This window comes from Saxibacter everestensis (assembly GCF_025787225.1).
In the GTDB taxonomy this organism is placed as follows: domain Bacteria; phylum Actinomycetota; class Actinomycetes; order Actinomycetales; family Brevibacteriaceae; genus Saxibacter; species Saxibacter everestensis.
Genome location: NZ_CP090958.1, coordinates 2,927,998 through 2,944,304, shown reverse-complemented (window position 1 = coordinate 2,944,304; position 16,307 = coordinate 2,927,998). Strand labels below are relative to the sequence as shown.

Below are 16,307 nucleotides of genomic sequence, written 5' to 3'. Positions count from 1 at the left end.
GAGGGTTCTAGATCTGGAAACCCGAGGGTAGCGCGATCTCGCCGAGCGGCAGCCGGCTACGTGGTGCGAGTTCACGTTCGCGAAGCCCGTCCGGGAGGGTATCTGCATCGCCGAGCGCCCCGAGTACAGTCACGGACACGGCCTCGAACCTCTCCGGAATGTTGAACGCCTCTCGCAATCCCTCGGCGTCGATGCCGCCGAGCTGGTGCACATGCAATCCGTCGTGATGTGCCTGCACCGAAAGATGGGCGACGGCCTGGCCAAGATCGTAGTGTCCCCAAACCCGCGTGTTGCCCTCTTCATCACGCAACTCGGCGACATTCACGATCAATGCGCCGGCGGAACCGCCCCACTTCTGGTTCCCGGGAAGCAGGTTCGCGAAGATCGCATCGAAGGTCGCGTCGCCGCGCCGTCCGACAATGAACCGCCACGGCTGCGTGTTGGCCGCAGATGGCGACCATCGGGCTGCCTCGAGGGCCGCGCGCAGTGCGTGTTCCGATACTTCGCCGGCCGGATCATAGGCCCGGGGGCTCCAGCGCTCGGCCAGAACATCGAGGATCGGTGCGCTTGTCTCCGCAACGCGTGAGGGAAGTGTGCTTGGCTCAACTGACACGGATGGTCTCCTTCTATCGGGGTCGGTAACAAAGTAGTTAACGTTTAAACCGGATCAACACTTACCGGCTGGGGCTGTGAGGCCTGACACAGCGCTGGCCGCCAGCTAACGATCGAGCCCGAGGATGTCGCGGGCCAGGGCATCCGCGTCCTGAAGAGTTACCGCGTTCGATCCGGGTTGGGCTGCGATGGCGGTGCCCCACTGCACGGAAGACAGTTGTAGCCCGATGACGTACCTGTGCTTGTGTGCTTGCCCGCTTGCGTCGATCAGCCGGTAGGGCCTCGCGGTGACGTCGAGCCCGGTGCCTTCGTGCTCAATGCCTTCGGGGAGGTGGGTGACCCGGACCCGCGCTGCCCCCGTGGTCAAAAGGTCCGCCAGCAACGAGTCCGCGGCTGCCAGGGCCCGGTTCGCCGGTGCTATTGCCTCTGCCAGGACGCGGGAACGAATTGCGGAGTTCGCCACCTGGGGAGATGACGCCACGAAGAAGGCCTCTCCGCCCTCGTCCTCGACCACGGTGTCCACATGCATGTCCGGGCCGATGAACCTGATGATGCCTGCGCGCGCCAGCGCCGCGACCTCCTCGATTCTGCGCAGCGGCGGCCCGGAGCCAACCGACTGCGCGAAGTCCTCGAACCAGCCGCGGACGTCGGTCAGGAACGAGTACTCTTCGAGACCGTCATTCACAATCAGCGCCTTCACCAGGTCGCGTGCCGTGTAGATGGCCAGCGCAGCCATCTTTCCAGGCGAGTCCGCCCCTCGACGTGCCTCGGCGACATCCTCGTCGAGGTAGCCGAGCATCCAGTCATCCAGTTCCGCGGCCGAGGAGAATTTCCTCCCGTCCAGCGGGTGCAATAGCCTGCCGAGTTCGAAGCGGTGCGCGCGTTCGGGCACGACGTCGGCTATCAGGTCGTCCCAGAGGTTTCCAGCGGAATCGCTGTCAAGGAAGTCGAAAATCCGGGCTGGGTCATGGGCGAAGACCCCGGGAGCTACCCGCTGCAAGGTGAGATAGTAGGCGCGCAGAGCATCCCGGAGGATGAGTGGCCACACGTCCTTGTCGAAGAAGAGCCGGCCCGAATTGCTGGCCGAACGAAGCCGGGCCAGTGCGGGCTCGGTGATATATCTGTGCTGATACTCGGGACGGGCGACGTTATCGACGATTGGCTTGGCCCGGTATGGCACGCCGCGGCGGGAACCTGGAATCAGGATCGGCTCATCACCGGAAGGCTCGTACCGGAGCTGACCAGCTGGGTCGTCTCGAACGAACTTTCCGCCGCGGTCGATCGTGCTCAGCGCCATAATGTCGAAGAAATTGAGCGCGAAGCCGCGGAAGATCACCGGCTCGCCAGCAGGAAGCACCGTACGCCAGTCGATGTCTGCGGGCAGTGAGGGCGGCTGATAGCTGAGGCCGTGCTCGCGGGCGAAGGAGTCCCAGTGTTCCTGCAGGGGGGTGAGGTGCGCCGGAAGATGACCGAGAGCGAGGACCACGGCGTCGACATCGAGCGACCTGCCGTTGTCCAGGGTGAGGTGCTGGACGTCGAGGAGCTCGCGAAGCTGGGTGACCCGGGTGTGGTGCACCCGCACAGTCATGTTCTCCGGCGCCGTCTCGCGCAGATGCCTGAACGCCCAACTCAGGTAGGCGCCGTAAAGCGCGCGGGACGGGAACGAGGTGGCATGCAGGCTGAGGACTTCCGTCTGGGATTCGGGGTCGACGGCAATGCGGCCGGCGGCAACTTCCTTGACCCATTCGCCCATTGAAAGGCCGGTTTCCCGCAGCTCGACGTTGACGCTGCTATCTGGAAACACTGTCTGATCGTGCGGCTGGGTGTTCATCAGCAGTGAGCGACTCTGGTCCGTGCGCCATACCTGACCTGCTCCGGGCAGGTGCGGATCGAGGATGTGGATTGTCACGCTGCGCTTCGGAAACTGACGGGAGTAAGCGACGAGTCGTTCGAAGACTGTGGTGCCGCGGGGACCCGCCCCGATTATGGCGACAGCAATGTCGTTCTGCACCTCGATTTTGCACTCCTTGTGGTTGTGGCGGGCATCGGATGTTCGAGCCAGCAGCGCTGGACATTACATAGGGTATCTATGTAAACTGGGAACATGAGCCTTACGGAGAATTCTCCCCCGCGGCGGTCGGACACCGATCAGCTGGCCATCGATCTCGTCGTGATGTCGTCGCGGCTGACTCGGGCAGCTGCCCGCCTTGCTGAAACCACTGTACCAAGCGCTGTATGGCGTGCGCTCGCGGTACTCGAAGAGCATGGACCGATGCGGGTGGGAGATTTCGCCGTGATGGACAGGTGTTCGCAGCCGACCGCGACAGCCATGTTCCAGCGCCTGGAGAAGGCAGGCTCGGTCGAGCGGGTGTCCGATCCCGAGGATGGGCGTGCGGTGTTGATCAGCCTCTCGGACAGCGGCCGGCGGACATTGGCGGAGCTACGGACCGGGATCGCGCATGCGATAGGCCCGCGGCTCGAGACGCTTTCGGTGGAAGAACGGGCGATCCTTGCCGAGACAGTCGCCATCCAGCACCGCCTGCTGACAGAGAAGGGCCGAACGCCTCCGGCTGACGAGGAAACCGGATAGCGGTATCGCCTGACGGTTCCGGCAGCTGCCGGACAGCACATATTCATAACCACGAAAGTCACCACCGCAGCTTCGACAGGACGCCTGCGTAGTTTGTGGTGCCAGAAAGGAATCAAGTGAGCGGCTCTTCAACCCACAGTTTCAGGCAGATGTTCAAGCAATCACGTGCGGTGTGGGCGGTAGCCTTCGCCAGCGTGATCGCCTTCATGGGAATCGGTTTGGTCGACCCGATCCTGCCGGCGATCAGTGCGGACCTGGGCGCGACGCAGACCCAGGCATTGCTGCTTTTCACCAGCTACCTGTTCATCACCGGCATCGCGATGCTCTTCACCAGCTGGGTCTCCAGCCGGATCGGGGCGAAGAAGACGTTGCTGATCGGGCTGGCGCTGATCATCGTATTTGCCGCGCTCGCCGGTGCCTCGAACAGCGTGGAGGCGATTATTGGATTCCGCGCCGGATGGGGCCTCGGCAACGCTTTGTTCATCTCGACCGCGCTTGCCACGATTGTCGGTGCAGCGAGTGGCGGCGTGGACAGCGCGATCATCTTGTACGAGGCCGCACTGGGTCTCGGTATCGCGGTGGGCCCTTTGCTCGGCGGTCTGCTGGGCGGCATCTCCTGGCGCGGGCCATTCATCGGCACGGCGGTGCTGATGGCGATCGGCTTCATCGGCATTGTCGCGCTCCTTGGTAAGCCGGCGGCGAAGCCCGAGCCGGTGGGCATCACCTCCACGTTCCGCGCCCTGCGCAACCCTGCGCTGCTCACGCTCGGAATCGCCGCCTTGTTCTACAACTTTGGCTTCTTCATCCTGTTGGCCTACAGCCCGTTCCCGCTCGAGCTCGGCGCACAACAGCTCGGGCTTGTCTTCTTCGGCTGGGGAATCGGCCTCGCCATTACCTCGGTATTCGTCGCACCGATCCTGACCAGGCGTTTCGGCCGACAGAAGGTGCTTTACGCAATGATGCTGCTGCTCTCGGTCGACCTTGCCGTAATGGCGCTCGACGTTGCCGCACGGCCGGTGCTCATCGTGTGCATTGTCGTGGGCGGCTTGTTCCTCGGCGTAGTGAATACAGTCCTGACCGAGTCGGTGATGAATGCCACCGATCTGCCACGCCCGGTTGCCTCCTCGGCGTACAGTGCCGTTCGCTTCGTTGGCGGGGCGTTGGCTCCGGCCTTTGCCGGCGTCATTGCCGCTGCCGCAGGCGCCGGCGCCCCGTACTGGCTGGGTGCGGCGGCCGTGCTGGTCTCAATCGTTGTCCTGCTGATCGGACGGCGTGCCATTGCGCACATCGATGCCGACCACGAGCTTGTCTCGGCTGAAGAGGCGACCGTGCTGACCGCCGCGGACGCAAGCTAAGCCCCACCCGAATGAAATGCCCCCGGCGAGTCTGTCGTCGGGGGCATTTTCGTACCGTGCAGTTCTATGGCGTAGCGGCCTCGTTGGGGTTATAGCCGCGCGGGTAGCACTTGCCGTCCGCGGTTTCCTCGCCCGGCTCGGGAGCGGACTCCGTCGGCTCCGATTCGCCCTTCTTAGCCTGCTCGGTCTCCTCGGAGGCGGGCTGATCTGATTCTCCAGACGCCTCGTCGTTTGGCTCCTTGTCGGAGTCGTTGCCCGACTCCTTGCCCGAGCCGGCCGATTCCTCGGACGACTTAGGCTTCTTCGGCTCTTCGCCTAGCTTCTTCTTCACCCACTTGTGCAGCTCGTCGTAGTCGGGGTTGACCGTGCTGGTCACATCGTTGTTGATCTGGGCGCTGACCACGCCGGCGTCCTGCGCCTTGAGCGCGAGTCCAACAAACGCCTGCAGGTCTTGCTGCGGTATATCGGTCTCGATGTTCTTGCTTGCCGACCCGGCCAGCCGGGGGAACGCGGTGGCCAACGATGCCGGCTGAACCTGGCCGAGCACGGTCTTGATCATCCGCTGCTGACGGCACATCCGGTCGTAATTGTCCGAGCCCTCGCGGGACCGCACGTACCAGAGCGCGGTCTTGCCGTTGAGCTTCTGATCGCCAGGCTCGATGTATCCGGTGACGGCGTTCTTGCCGCCGGTCTTCATATTGGTGCCGCCGCCGATCGGAATCCGTCGTTCGACATCGATCTTCACGCCGCCGATCGCATCGACGACATCCTCAAATCCCTTGAGATTCACGGTTGCGTAGTAGTCGATGTCCAGGTCGAGCGATCCGCTGACTGCCTGCATTGTGGCGTACAGCCCGGTCTCCTGGCCCTTCGGCGCATCGACGAGGTCCGGGTTTTCCGATGACCAGGTCCAGACGGCGTTGATCAGGCTCTCCGCAGAGCCGTAGCCGGTAAATCCCTGTGGAAAGTGCTTAGCCAGTGAGCTGTCCTTGGGGAAATGCGGGAACGCCAGGTTGCGCGGAACGCTGAAGAGAGTCGTTTCGCCGGAGCGCGTGTCGATCGAGGCGACAATCAGTGTGTCCGGGCGGACGCCGGTGCGCCCGGCCCCGTCATCGCGTCCCATCAGGAACACATTGACCCGCTTCTTGTCCTTCCAGGGGTCTTCCTTGTCCAGTGCCTGTTTACTACCGGCGCTGTCCGGTGCCTGGAAAACGTTAAGCAGAAGTGAGCGCTGGGTCATGCTGTAGTAACTGGCCACGCCGGTCGGCAAGCCGACGATGACGACCAAAGAAACGACGAGGATGCCGCCCAGCACGCGTTGCCCGGCGGTGAATTGCCGGGGAATCCGGAGCACCAGGTACGACACGATGATGATCGCTGCCCAGACGGCGAGGCCGATGCCGAGCGCAATGGCCAGGAACAACAGGGTGTCCGGGCTGGCGGCCATACTGAGCGCGAACTTCATCGGGCCGGTCATCAGCACGAACGCACCGAGAACTATCAGCCCGGCAATGAACAACCCGAGGATCAGACCGCCGAGCTTCTTCCTTCCGGCTGCTATCAGCGCAACGCCGGGGATGAAGGTGCCGACGGTTGTCCACGTGACGACGCGCGGAAAGTACTCGCCCTTGCCGGTGTTGTGCCGACCGCGGTTTCGCGCGGCTGATACCCGGATCTTGTGGCGCGCGCCAGCAGTACGATCGGTTTCATCCGATTCGTTCTCTGCCAATGTTTCTCCTGCTGGGTGTTCCTGGGCCAGAGGGCGCCAGGGTGAGGGCGAGGTGATGGTTCCTCGTCTACGATACTTCGCCGGTGCTGCCAGGCGTGCAATGACGTGCGGGAGGCCACGTTTTGCGGCCGGGGCTGGATACCCGATAGTCTTATCCGGCAACGCCTACTGGAGACGTCGCATAGTCAGGCCGAGTGCACCACCCTGCTAAGGTGGAGTCCCCAATAGGGGACCGTGGGTTCAAATCCCACCGTCTCCGCGTTTTGAAAGCCCCGCTTCACCGCGTACTCAATGGTGAAGCGGGGCTTTTGACATCGGTGATCGCACCCCTGGCGCGTGCGGTTCCTGAGGGGGATGGTCCTGTTACATCCTTTAACCTATCTGGCAGACGTGTTAAAAAAACGACAAACGTTTAACACGTCGCAAGGGTTTGCGGTAAGTTCGGCATGGCCAGCCGTGCTCGAATGCCAGAGTAGGGGTGCTTTAACCGCCGCCGAACGCACTTACTGTGTCATTGGGCACCGGCCATCGCCGATGAAGCCGGGTGCACGGGCGATCCAGGCGGATCAGTTCGTGGACCCAGGGTCGACTGACGTTGTATCGGCGGGCGGCCTCCGTCTGGGATACGCGTTGTTCGGTAACTACACACCACCGTCTCCGCGTTTTGAAAGCCCCGCTTCACCGCGTATTCAACGGTGAAGCGGGGCTTTTTGCCGTTCGTGGTTTGTAAACCCAATGCATGCACGCCGACACCATACATTCCGATGTAGGGGTTGCGCGGCTGTGGATGAATCTGTTGAATCGGTTAACTTACCCACCAGACGTGTTAGATGAATGACAAATATTCACGTGTCCTTGCGGTTCTGATCGATTCGCCGCGAACCTTTCAAAACCCGGACGGCATGAAGTTACCCTGCGGCTCAGGCATTTAGGTATCCATGCGGGTTCAGAACGTATTTGGTGGCTGCTCCTGCATCGAACTCGGCGTAGCCGCGTGGGGCGTCTTCCAGACTGATTGGCTGAGCATTGACAGCCTTTGCTATCTGGACCTTGTCGTGCAGGATTGCCATCATCAACTGGCGGTTGTACTTCATCACCGGGCATTGTCCCGTGGTAAAGGCGTGAGACTTCGCCCATCCGAGTCCGAAGCGCAGCGAAAGTGAACCAACCTTTGCGGCTTCATCCACACCGCCGGGGTCTCCTGTGACGTAGAGCCCCGGGATACCAAGTGCACCACCGGCCGCTGTGAGACCCATCAGTGAGTTCAGGACGGTCGCCGGTGCTTCGGCGGCTGCGTCCTCGCCATAGCCGTGTGCCTCGAAGCCGACAGCATCCACGCCGCAGTCGACTTCAGGAACGCCGAGAAGCTGTTCAATCTGGCTTGCCGGGTCACCCTTCGAAACGTCGATCGTTTCGCAGCCGAAGCTGCGCGCCTGCGCGAGCCGGGATTCGTTTAGATCGCCGACAATGACCACCGCGGCGCCAAGCAATTGCGCGCTGGCGGCAGCCGCCAAACCGACTGGTCCGGCTCCTGCGATATACACGGTCGATCCGACGCCGACCCCGGCGGTCTTTGCTCCATGGAACCCGGTCGGAAAGATATCGGAAAGCATGGTCAGGTCGAGAATCTTCTCCAGAGCCTGATCGCGGTCCGGGAACTTCAGCAAGTTCCAGTCCGCATACGGAACCAGGACATAGTCGGCCTGGCCGCCAACCCAACCGCCCATGTCCACGTATCCATAGGCGCTGCCGGGCCGGTCAGGATTGACGTTAAGGCAGATGCCGGTCTTCTGTTCCTTGCAGTTTCGACAACGACCGCAGGCGATATTGAATGGCACCGAGACAATATCTCCGACCTTGATAAATTCGACATCCGGCCCGGTTTCGACAACTTCACCGGTGATCTCGTGGCCGAGGACGAGATCCTTGGGAGCTGTGGTCCGGCCCCGAACCATATGTTGATCTGATCCGCAGATGTTGGTGCTGACGGTTTTCAGTATTGCGCCATGGCGGACTTCGCGTCCCACATTTGCCGGATTAACTCCCGGCCCGTCTTTCAGTTCGAAGGTGGGGTAGTCGATATCAATAACGTCGACTTCTCCGGGCCCCTTGTAGGCAACGGCTCTGTTCCCTAGCATGTTTCTACCCTTCCTCATAGGCTGAGTTCGCACTCGAGTAGCGGAAGATGTCCGTGGTACCTGATCCTTGCGTCGTGGGATCGAGAGTGACGAACTAGCAACAAACGTAGCCCCAAAGTGTGAAATCAGTAAGGGGTGCGGGCCCGCAAGACAACGGGGCAGAGCCGAGCTCGCCAAGGCGGCGACATGTCTGTGCTGCGACCCGTATTTACTGCGTTACTGCACCGCGGAGGCAGGCTGGGCGGAGCGACGCTGCATCGAAGCGGCGATGGCGAACAGGCCGATGCCGGCGACCGAGAGAATGACCGCGACCCAGGCCGGGGAGAGGTAGCCCCAGCCGAGGGCGATCACGAGGCCGCCAAGCCAGGCACCGCCGGCGTTGGCGATGTTCAGGGCTGAATGCGACATCGACGCCGCGAGCGAAGGGGCTTCCGGCGACGCCTCGATCAGCCGAACCTGGACGGCCGGACCCAGGATCTGTGCCGTGACGCCAATCAGGAACACCAGCGGGATTGCGGCCCACGGGGATGCGGCGGTCAGACCGAACAACGCCATCACGACGGCGGTCGAGCCGAAGCCGGTGTACATCGCCGCGTTGACCGAGCGGTCGGTCAGGCGTCCGCCGATCAGGTTGCCGACAGTCATCCCGAGACCGAAGATGGCGAGCACGAGTGGCAGGACGGCTTCGGGTAGCCCTGACACCTCGGTCATCATCGGGGCGATGTAGCTGTAGACCGCGAACATGCCGCCGAATCCGACTGCCCCGGTAATGATCGTCATCCACACCTGGGGGCGGCGGAAGGCGGAAAGCTCCTGGCGGATGCTGGTCCCGCCGAGCGCCGAGATTTTGGGAACCCAGCGCCACAGAGCCAGGAATGTCAGCAGGCCGATGGCACCGACAACGAGAAACGTGCTGCGCCAGCCGAACTGCTGGCCCATCACGGTGGCCGCGGGTACGCCGAAAATGTTGGCGATAGTCAGCCCGGCCATCATCAGCGATACCGCGCGGCCCTTTCGTCCGGGTCCTACCAGGTGCGAGCCGACCACCGATCCGACGCCGAAGTAGGCGCCGTGCGGCAGGCCTGAAATGAACCTTGCCAGGATGAGCGTGCCGATTGACGGTGCGAACGCCGACGCCGTGTTCCCGACGATGAACGCTGCCATCAGGATGAGCAGTAGGGTGCGCCGGGTGAGGCGGGCGGTGAGCGCAGAGATCAGCGGTGCGCCGACGACGACGCCCAGAGCGTAGGCCGCGATAACGTGGCCGGCGGTCGGGATCGAGGTCTGCAGCCCATCGGCAATCTGCGGCAGGATTCCCATCGTGGCGAACTCGGTGGTCCCGATGCCGAACCCGCCCATCGCGAGGGCGAACAGGGCCAAGCCGACGGTTTTCGAAGGCATGGCAGAGGCTTGCGGGGCGACGGCAAGGTCGTTCTGCGCTGACATGAGTCTTCTCTCGAGCGGGTGAAGGCCCGTCGACGCCGTTGCCAGCCGGGATGGTTTCTACAGGTTCAATTCAAGCTTAAGGCCGGCTATTCCATCGCCGCCACAGCGTGCGACTGGATATTGGTCACATCGCGGCATCTTCCCCAAAGCGACGCCGACTGAGGCGCCGCCGGCTGGAACAGAGAAGGGACCCTGCCATGGCTCAGTTGGCAGGATCCCATCTCGGATCGGTGCGGACGTGTGCGCGGTCGTGCCGGCGGCGCACACATCCGTAGGCCAGACGGCTCCGCCAGAGCGGAGACCGGCCCGTTGGGTCTCAGCCGGTCAGGCCGAGGCGATTACGAAGCTGGTCGCGTTGTTCCCAGAGTTCCTGAGGCAGAGTGTCCCCGATGTAGTCGAACCAGTTGGCGATGTCATCCAGCTCGGCATTCCACTCTTCGACGTCGACCGCGACGGCTTTCCGCACCTGCTCTTCGCTCATATCGAGCCCGTCGATGTCCAGGGCGCCGTCTGCCGGCACCAAGCCGATGGGCGTCTCCACGGCATCCGTGGCATTGTCCAGGCGCTCGACGATCCACTTCAGAACGCGGGAGTTCTCGCCAAAGCCAGGCCAGAGGAACTTGTTGTTCTCGTCGCGGCGGAACCAATTGACGTAGAAGATCTTCGGCAGCTTGGCGCCGTCCCGCTGCCCGACGTCCAGCCAGTGCTGGAAGTAGTTTCCGGCGTCATACCCGATGAACGGCAGCATCGCCATCGGATCCCGCCGGACCACGCCGACCTGGCCGGTGGCTGCGGCAGTAGTTTCCGATGAGAGCGTAGCGCCCATGAAGACGCCATGTGCCCAGCCGAGCGTCTCGGTGACCAAAGGCATTGTCGTCTTCCGGCGCCCGCCGAACAGGATGGCGGAAATCGGCACGCCGTTCGGATTGTTCCACTCCGGCGCGACGATCGGCGCATTCTCGATCGGTGTGCAGAACCGTGAGTTCGGGTGGGCAGCCGGCGTCTCAGACTCCGGCGTCCAGTCGTTGCCCTTCCAGTCGGTCAGGTGGCTGGGGGTTTCGTCAGTCATGCCCTCCCACCACACATCGCCGTCATCGGTCAGGGCGACGTTGGTGAAGACGTTGCCGCCTACTTCGATGGCGCGCATTGCGTTGGGATTCGTGCTCCACCCCGTGCCGGGAGCGACGCCGAAGAGGCCGAATTCCGGATTGACGGCATAGAGCTGGCCGTCCGGTCCGAACCGCATCCAGGCGATATCGTCGCCGAGCATTTCCGCTTTCCAGCCGGGAATGGTCGGCTCGATCATCGCGAGGTTGGTCTTTCCGCAAGCGGACGGGAACGCGGCGGCAATGAACTTCGATTCGCCCGCTGGGTTGGTCAGCTTCAGGATGAGCATGTGCTCGGCGAGCCAGCCTTCATCGCGAGCGATCGCGGAGGCAATACGCAGCGAGTAGCACTTCTTGCCCAACAACGCGTTGCCGCCATAGCCGGAACCGAAGCTCCAAATCGACCGCTCTTCGGGGAAGTGGCTGATGTACTTCGTGGTGTTGCACGGCCAGGCGACGTCGGTTTCGCCATCCTGCAGTGGCGCACCAACGGAGTGCAGGCACTCAACGAAATCTGCCCCGGTTGCCGTGATCGCCTTCAGTACCGAGGTACCGGAGCGCGCCATCACGAGCATTGAGAGGACGACGTACGGCGAATCAGTGATCTCGACACCGAACATCGGCTGCGCTGCGTCGATATGCCCCATCACGAAGGGGATGACGTACATGGTGCGGCCGGTCATGCTGCCACGGAAGAGTTCCGACATCGTGGCCTTCATCTTCGCCGGCGCCATCCAGTTATTGGTGGGTCCGGCATCCTTCTCATCGACCGAGCAGATGTAGGTGCGGTTCTCGACCCGGGCAACGTCATCTGGGTCGGAAGCCGCGTAAAAAGAGTCCCTCTTCTTGGTGAGTCGCACGAGGGTGCCGGCGTTGACGAGCTCGTCGGTGAGCTGTGTTCGTTCGTTGTCGTCACCGGTAACCCAGTGAATGGAATCCGGCGTGGTCAGCTCGGCAACTTCGGTAACCCAGGACAGTAGCTTGGCGTGGTCCGTCGGCGCGTTGTTCAACAGGTCCTCTGCGGGTCCGTGGTCGAGCAGTGTCATGTGGTAACTCCTGAGTTCGGTGATGCGAAGCGGTCGGCGGTTCGAGTGTGATGAACTTGAACCCGTCGGCGCGTGCTGCGCTTGTTTTAAAAGTAGGAAGCGGACGGCTTCGGAAACCGACGTTTCGCCGTTCTTCTAGGGTGAACTGGATCACAAAACGGTTACGACTGAGCGATTCACGTCATTCACCTGACGTATTTTTGCGCAAGGATGACGTGTCTCCGTCATTTAGCTTTCAAAGCCCTGCGATGAAAGTGGCTGGCGACCGATTAGCGCCAGGTAGAAATAATCGCTATGATCTTTAAGGCCGCGCAGCCAGCTTCGTAGAAACCGGCGAACTGTGCGCAGCGGATAACTGAAGGCGCCTGTAGCTCAACGGATAGAGCATCTGACTACGGATCAGAAGGTTGGGGGTTCGAATCCCTCCAGGCGCACATCAACCCCGTCACCAGTAGGTGGCGGGGTTTTTTGCACCCTGCCTTCTCGACGCCGCGCGCCATGCGAAGCTATGTGCGCGCGGATTTCCACCGCTGCAACATCTGCTCCCGGATTCAATGCCCCGGCAGCTCACTCGCTGAGCCATGTCTCGAACATCGCCAGTGCGAGACCGATTATTCTCCTGCATCACATAACGGTGATCTCTCTTGCCATCCCTGATTGCTTTATACCCCCACTGGGTATAATCTATGTACACATACCCGGTAGGGGTACAAGAATACAGAAAGAAGATTCGGGATGGCTACGAACGAGTATCAGGTGACGGGCATGACCTGCGGGCACTGCGAGATGTCGATCCGTGAAGAGGTCGGCGAGATCGCCGGTGTGCAGGACATCCAGGTGAGTGCGCAGACGGGAAGGCTCGTTGTCACGGGCTCCGACTCTGTCGAGGACTCACAGATTCTGACGGCCGTAACGGAGGCTGGCTACTCGGCGGTGCGGGCAGTATGAACGCCGGCGCACGGCTTGCTGTGTATGGGCTCGGGCTGGTGGTGGCGTTCGGTGGTGCATTCGGCATCGCTGGCGCCGCTATCCCGTCGAGCGCTGTGAGCGATTGGACGAAAGGCACTGAAATGAAGAGTCACGATGGCGGCCACGCTTCCGGCGCAACCGGGGTCAGCGAGTCGACGAGCGCCGCTGCCGACAATCTGAAGGGCCTCGCACTCGGCAGCAGTGGGTACGTGTTGTCGCCGGTCGAAGCGCCTGCGGGCGTCGGCGAGTCCGGCGAACTGAGCTTCCAGATTCAGGATGCGTCAGGCACGCCGGTCACGGAGTACACGACCGCGCACGACAAAGATTTGCATCTGATCGTGGCTCGGTCCGATGGCAGCCAATTCCGTCACGTCCACCCGGTACTCGACGAATCCACGGGCACCTGGTCGACGCCGTGGTCGTGGGCTGAAGCCGGGAGTTACCGCGTGTTCGCGGACTTCACGCCGGCCGGGGCCGACGCACCCTCGCTCACACTCACCCGCACCGTTCAGGTGGCGGGAGACTTCGCTCCCGTGGCGTCGGATCCGACCCGGGTCTCAGAGGTCGGTGGCTTCACGGTCTCCCTCGATGGCGACCTGATGGCGGGCTCGGCGAGCGAACTCACGCTCACCGTCACGCGTGATGGCCAACCGGTCACCGCCCTGGAACCGTACCTCGGCGCTTTCGGGCACCTCGTCGCGCTGCGTGAAGGTGACCTCGCTTATCTGCACGTTCACGCCGAGGGTGAAGAGCCCGTGGCCGGCGAGACATCCGGTCCCGAGATTGCGTTCGCCGCAGAGGCCCCGACCGCCGGTCGCTACCTGCTGTACCTGGACTTCCAGGTCGACGGCCAGGTGCACACCGCCGAGTTCGTGCTCGATGCCGCCCACGGTGACGGCGCGACGGAAACCGAGGGTGGATCGCACAAGGGCGGGCACTGACCTTCGGGTCTCACCTACGCGGCAACTGACGACTGCAGCCCTCAGCTACAGGGAAGAAAAGGAATAACGGCATGAGCACATCAGCACCCCCGAGCGTGGGCACAGGCGTCGAGTTGGAGATCGGCGGGATGACCTGCGCCTCCTGCGCGATGCGGATAGAGAAGAAGCTGAACAAGATCGACGGTGTCACCGCGACCGTGAACTACGCGACCGAGAAGGCCCAGGTCTCCGTGCCGGATGGGTACGACCCGGCGCTGCTGATTGCCGAGGTCGAGAAGACCGGGTATACCGCAGCGGTGCCGGCGCCCACGGGCAGTAAGAAGGACGGCGCATCATCCGGTGACGCCGACGACGCGGACCCGGAGCTCATCTCACTGCGCAATCGCCTGATCGGCGCGATCGTGTTGACCGTGCCAGTGATCGCGATGGCGATGATCCCCGCGTTGCAATTCGTCTACTGGCAGTGGGCGTCGCTGGCGCTGGCGGCCCCGGTCATCCTGTGGGCGGCGTGGCCGTTCCACAAGGCAGCGTGGACGAACCTCAAGCACGGCGCCGCGACGATGGACACTCTCATCTCCATGGGCACCTCCGCTGCGTTCCTCTGGTCGTTGTACGCGCTGTTCTTCGGCACCGCGGGAACACCAGGTATGACTCACGCGTTCGAGTTCGCGTTGGCCCCCTCCGATGGTGCGGCGAACATCTACCTCGAGGTGGGCGCCGGAGTTACGATGTTCATCCTCGCCGGCCGGTACTTCGAGAAGAGGTCCAAGAAGCAGGCCGGCGCAGCCTTGAGAGCACTGCTCGAACTCGGTGCGAAAGAGGTGTCGGTACTGCGCGGCGGCATCGAAACGAAAGTTCCCGTCGAGGACCTGCGGGTCGGTGACGAGTTCATCGTGCGTCCGGGGGAGAAGATCGCCACCGACGGTGTCGTGGTCTCCGGGACCTCCGCGGTGGATGCATCGATGCTCACGGGCGAAGCTGTCCCGGTTGAGGTTGCAGAGGGTGACACCGTCACCGGGGCTACAACGAATGCGGGCGGTCGGCTCGTGGTGCGTGCGACCAGGATCGGGTCGGACACGCAATTGGCGCAGATGGCCAAGCTCGTCGAGGACGCCCAGACCGGCAAAGCCGAAGTGCAGCGCCTGGCCGACAGGATCTCTGGCGTGTTCGTGCCGATCGTCATTGTGATCGCGTTCGCCGCACTCGGCGGCTGGCTTGGTGCTGGATTCCCGGTGACGGCGGCTTTCACCGCTGCGGTCGCCGTGCTCGTGATCGCGTGCCCCTGCGCACTCGGCCTGGCAACACCGACGGCGCTGCTGGTCGGCACCGGCCGCGGCGCGCAGATGGGTGTGCTGATTAAGGGCCCAGAGGTGCTGGAATCGACCCGCAAGATCGACACTGTCGTGCTGGACAAGACCGGCACCGTCACAACCGGCAAGATGACGCTCGTCGATGTGGTCGTTGAGCCGGGCACCGATCGGGCCGAGCTGCTGCGGCTGGCCGGTGCGTTGGAGGATGCCTCGGAGCACCCGATCGCGCAGGCGATCGCCAAGGGTGCAACGCAGGAGGTCGGTGCACTGCTGACCCCCGAGGACTTCGCGAACGTCGAAGGCAAGGGTGTGCAGGGCGTTGTCGATGGCCACGCCGTACTGGTGGGCCGTGAGTCACTGCTCGCCGAGTGGTCTCAGAAGCTAAGCCGCGAACTGGTTTCCACTAAGGCGCGCGCCGAGGGCGAAGGCAAGACAGTCGTCGCGGTGGGTTGGGACGGCCAGGCGCGAGGCATCCTCGTCGTGGCCGATACGGTCAAGCCGACCAGCGCGGAAGCGATCGCACAGTTCAAGGCGATCGGCCTGACCCCGGTATTGCTCACCGGTGACAACGAAGCAGTCGCCCGGCAGATCGCCACAGAGGTGGGCGTCGAGGAGGTCATCGCCGAAGTCCTCCCGAAGGACAAGGTCGACGTTGTCACCCGGCTGCAGAGCGAGGGGAAGACCGTCGCGATGATCGGCGATGGCGTCAACGACGCCCCCGCCCTCGCTCAAGCCGACCTCGGCCTTGCAATGGGCACCGGTGCCGATGTCGCGATCGAAGCGTCCGATATCACTCTGGTGCGCGGCGACCTGCGCAGCGCGGCCGACGCGATCCGCCTGTCCCGCAAGACGCTCGGAACGATCAAGACCAACCTGTTCTGGGCATTTGCCTACAACGTCGCAGCGATTCCCGTCGCGGCGCTCGGCATGCTCAACCCCATGCTCGCAGGGGCTGCGATGGCACTATCCAGCGTCTTCGTCGTCGGCAACAGTTTGCGCCTGCGCGGGTTCAAAAGCGTCGCCAAGCAGTGACGCTTTGGCCCCACACCATCGCACAGAAAATAC

11 protein-coding genes and 2 tRNA genes are annotated in these 16,307 nt (G+C 62.9%); 7 read left to right on the top strand and 6 right to left on the bottom strand.

What is annotated here, in order from left to right; all coding sequences use genetic code 11:
• Positions 1-7: 7 nt before the first annotated feature.
• Together LWF01_RS14020 and LWF01_RS14015 are read right to left on the bottom strand one after the other, a co-directional pair.
• Complete coding sequence (locus tag LWF01_RS14020; protein ID WP_349637980.1) at positions 8-613, bottom strand: nitroreductase family protein; 606 nt, start codon at positions 611-613, stop codon at positions 8-10.
• Positions 614-718: 105 nt separating this feature from the next.
• Positions 719-2,623: an FAD/NAD(P)-binding protein gene (locus LWF01_RS14015; protein ID WP_349637979.1), complete on the bottom strand. Its 1,905-nt coding sequence runs from the start codon at positions 2,621-2,623 to the stop codon at positions 719-721.
• Between the two features lie 93 nt (positions 2,624-2,716).
• Between LWF01_RS14015 and LWF01_RS14010 the strand changes: the two genes are divergently transcribed.
• Positions 2,717-3,202 (top strand): MarR family winged helix-turn-helix transcriptional regulator, encoded by a 486-nt coding sequence (locus LWF01_RS14010; protein WP_349637978.1) that lies wholly within the window; start codon positions 2,717-2,719, stop codon positions 3,200-3,202.
• A gap of 116 nt (positions 3,203-3,318) precedes the next feature.
• On the top strand, positions 3,319-4,557 hold the full coding sequence (locus tag LWF01_RS14005; RefSeq protein WP_432761964.1) for an MFS transporter: 1,239 nt from the start codon (positions 3,319-3,321) through the stop codon (positions 4,555-4,557).
• A 64-nt stretch (positions 4,558-4,621) separates the two neighbouring features.
• On the opposite strand, the gene LWF01_RS14000 is transcribed toward LWF01_RS14005, so the two are convergent.
• On the bottom strand, positions 4,622-6,286 hold the full coding sequence (locus LWF01_RS14000; RefSeq protein ID WP_349637977.1) for an LCP family glycopolymer transferase: 1,665 nt from the start codon (positions 6,284-6,286) through the stop codon (positions 4,622-4,624).
• 170 nt (positions 6,287-6,456) lie between these two features.
• Here LWF01_RS14000 and LWF01_RS13995 point away from each other — a divergent pair.
• Positions 6,457-6,545 (top strand) — tRNA-Ser (locus LWF01_RS13995).
• A 661-nt stretch (positions 6,546-7,206) separates the two neighbouring features.
• On the opposite strand, the gene fdhA is transcribed toward LWF01_RS13995, so the two are convergent.
• From fdhA to LWF01_RS13980, 3 genes are all read right to left on the bottom strand, one after another.
• Positions 7,207-8,424, bottom strand: coding sequence for a formaldehyde dehydrogenase, glutathione-independent (gene fdhA, locus LWF01_RS13990; RefSeq protein ID WP_349637976.1), 1,218 nt, complete (start codon positions 8,422-8,424; stop codon positions 7,207-7,209).
• A gap of 216 nt (positions 8,425-8,640) precedes the next feature.
• On the bottom strand, positions 8,641-9,870 hold the full coding sequence (locus LWF01_RS13985; RefSeq protein WP_349637975.1) for an MFS transporter: 1,230 nt from the start codon (positions 9,868-9,870) through the stop codon (positions 8,641-8,643).
• A 316-nt stretch (positions 9,871-10,186) separates the two neighbouring features.
• On the bottom strand, positions 10,187-12,022 hold the full coding sequence (locus tag LWF01_RS13980; protein ID WP_349637974.1) for a phosphoenolpyruvate carboxykinase (GTP): 1,836 nt from the start codon (positions 12,020-12,022) through the stop codon (positions 10,187-10,189).
• Between the two features lie 361 nt (positions 12,023-12,383).
• On the opposite strand from LWF01_RS13980, the gene LWF01_RS13975 reads away from it, so the two are divergent.
• The 4 genes from LWF01_RS13975 to LWF01_RS13960 all read left to right on the top strand — a co-directional run bounded on the left by LWF01_RS13975 (position 12,384) and on the right by LWF01_RS13960 (position 16,274).
• A tRNA-Arg gene (locus LWF01_RS13975) sits at positions 12,384-12,456 on the top strand.
• A gap of 301 nt (positions 12,457-12,757) precedes the next feature.
• Positions 12,758-12,970: a heavy-metal-associated domain-containing protein gene (locus tag LWF01_RS13970; RefSeq protein ID WP_349637973.1), complete on the top strand. Its 213-nt coding sequence runs from the start codon at positions 12,758-12,760 to the stop codon at positions 12,968-12,970.
• Positions 12,967-13,932, top strand: a complete 966-nt coding sequence (locus LWF01_RS13965; RefSeq protein ID WP_349637972.1) for a DUF8832 domain-containing protein — start codon at positions 12,967-12,969, stop codon at positions 13,930-13,932. Before LWF01_RS13970 ends, LWF01_RS13965 begins: the two co-directional genes overlap by 4 nt.
• Positions 13,933-14,003: 71 nt before the next feature.
• Positions 14,004-16,274 (top strand): heavy metal translocating P-type ATPase, encoded by a 2,271-nt coding sequence (locus tag LWF01_RS13960; protein WP_349637971.1) that lies wholly within the window; start codon positions 14,004-14,006, stop codon positions 16,272-16,274.
• Positions 16,275-16,307 lie beyond the last annotated feature (33 nt).

Coding starts and splice junctions, on each gene's coding strand:
- LWF01_RS13985 (WP_349637975.1), bottom strand. CDS start 9,870: ATGTCAGCGCAGAACGACCTTGCCGTCGCCCCGCAAGCCTCTGCCATG.
- LWF01_RS13980 (WP_349637974.1), bottom strand. CDS start 12,022: ATGACACTGCTCGACCACGGACCCGCAGAGGACCTGTTGAACAACGCG.
- fdhA (WP_349637976.1), bottom strand. CDS start 8,424: ATGCTAGGGAACAGAGCCGTTGCCTACAAGGGGCCCGGAGAAGTCGAC.
- LWF01_RS13970 (WP_349637973.1), top strand. CDS start 12,758: ATGGCTACGAACGAGTATCAGGTGACGGGCATGACCTGCGGGCACTGC.
- LWF01_RS13965 (WP_349637972.1), top strand. CDS start 12,967: ATGAACGCCGGCGCACGGCTTGCTGTGTATGGGCTCGGGCTGGTGGTG.
- LWF01_RS13960 (WP_349637971.1), top strand. CDS start 14,004: ATGAGCACATCAGCACCCCCGAGCGTGGGCACAGGCGTCGAGTTGGAG.
- LWF01_RS14010 (WP_349637978.1), top strand. CDS start 2,717: ATGAGCCTTACGGAGAATTCTCCCCCGCGGCGGTCGGACACCGATCAG.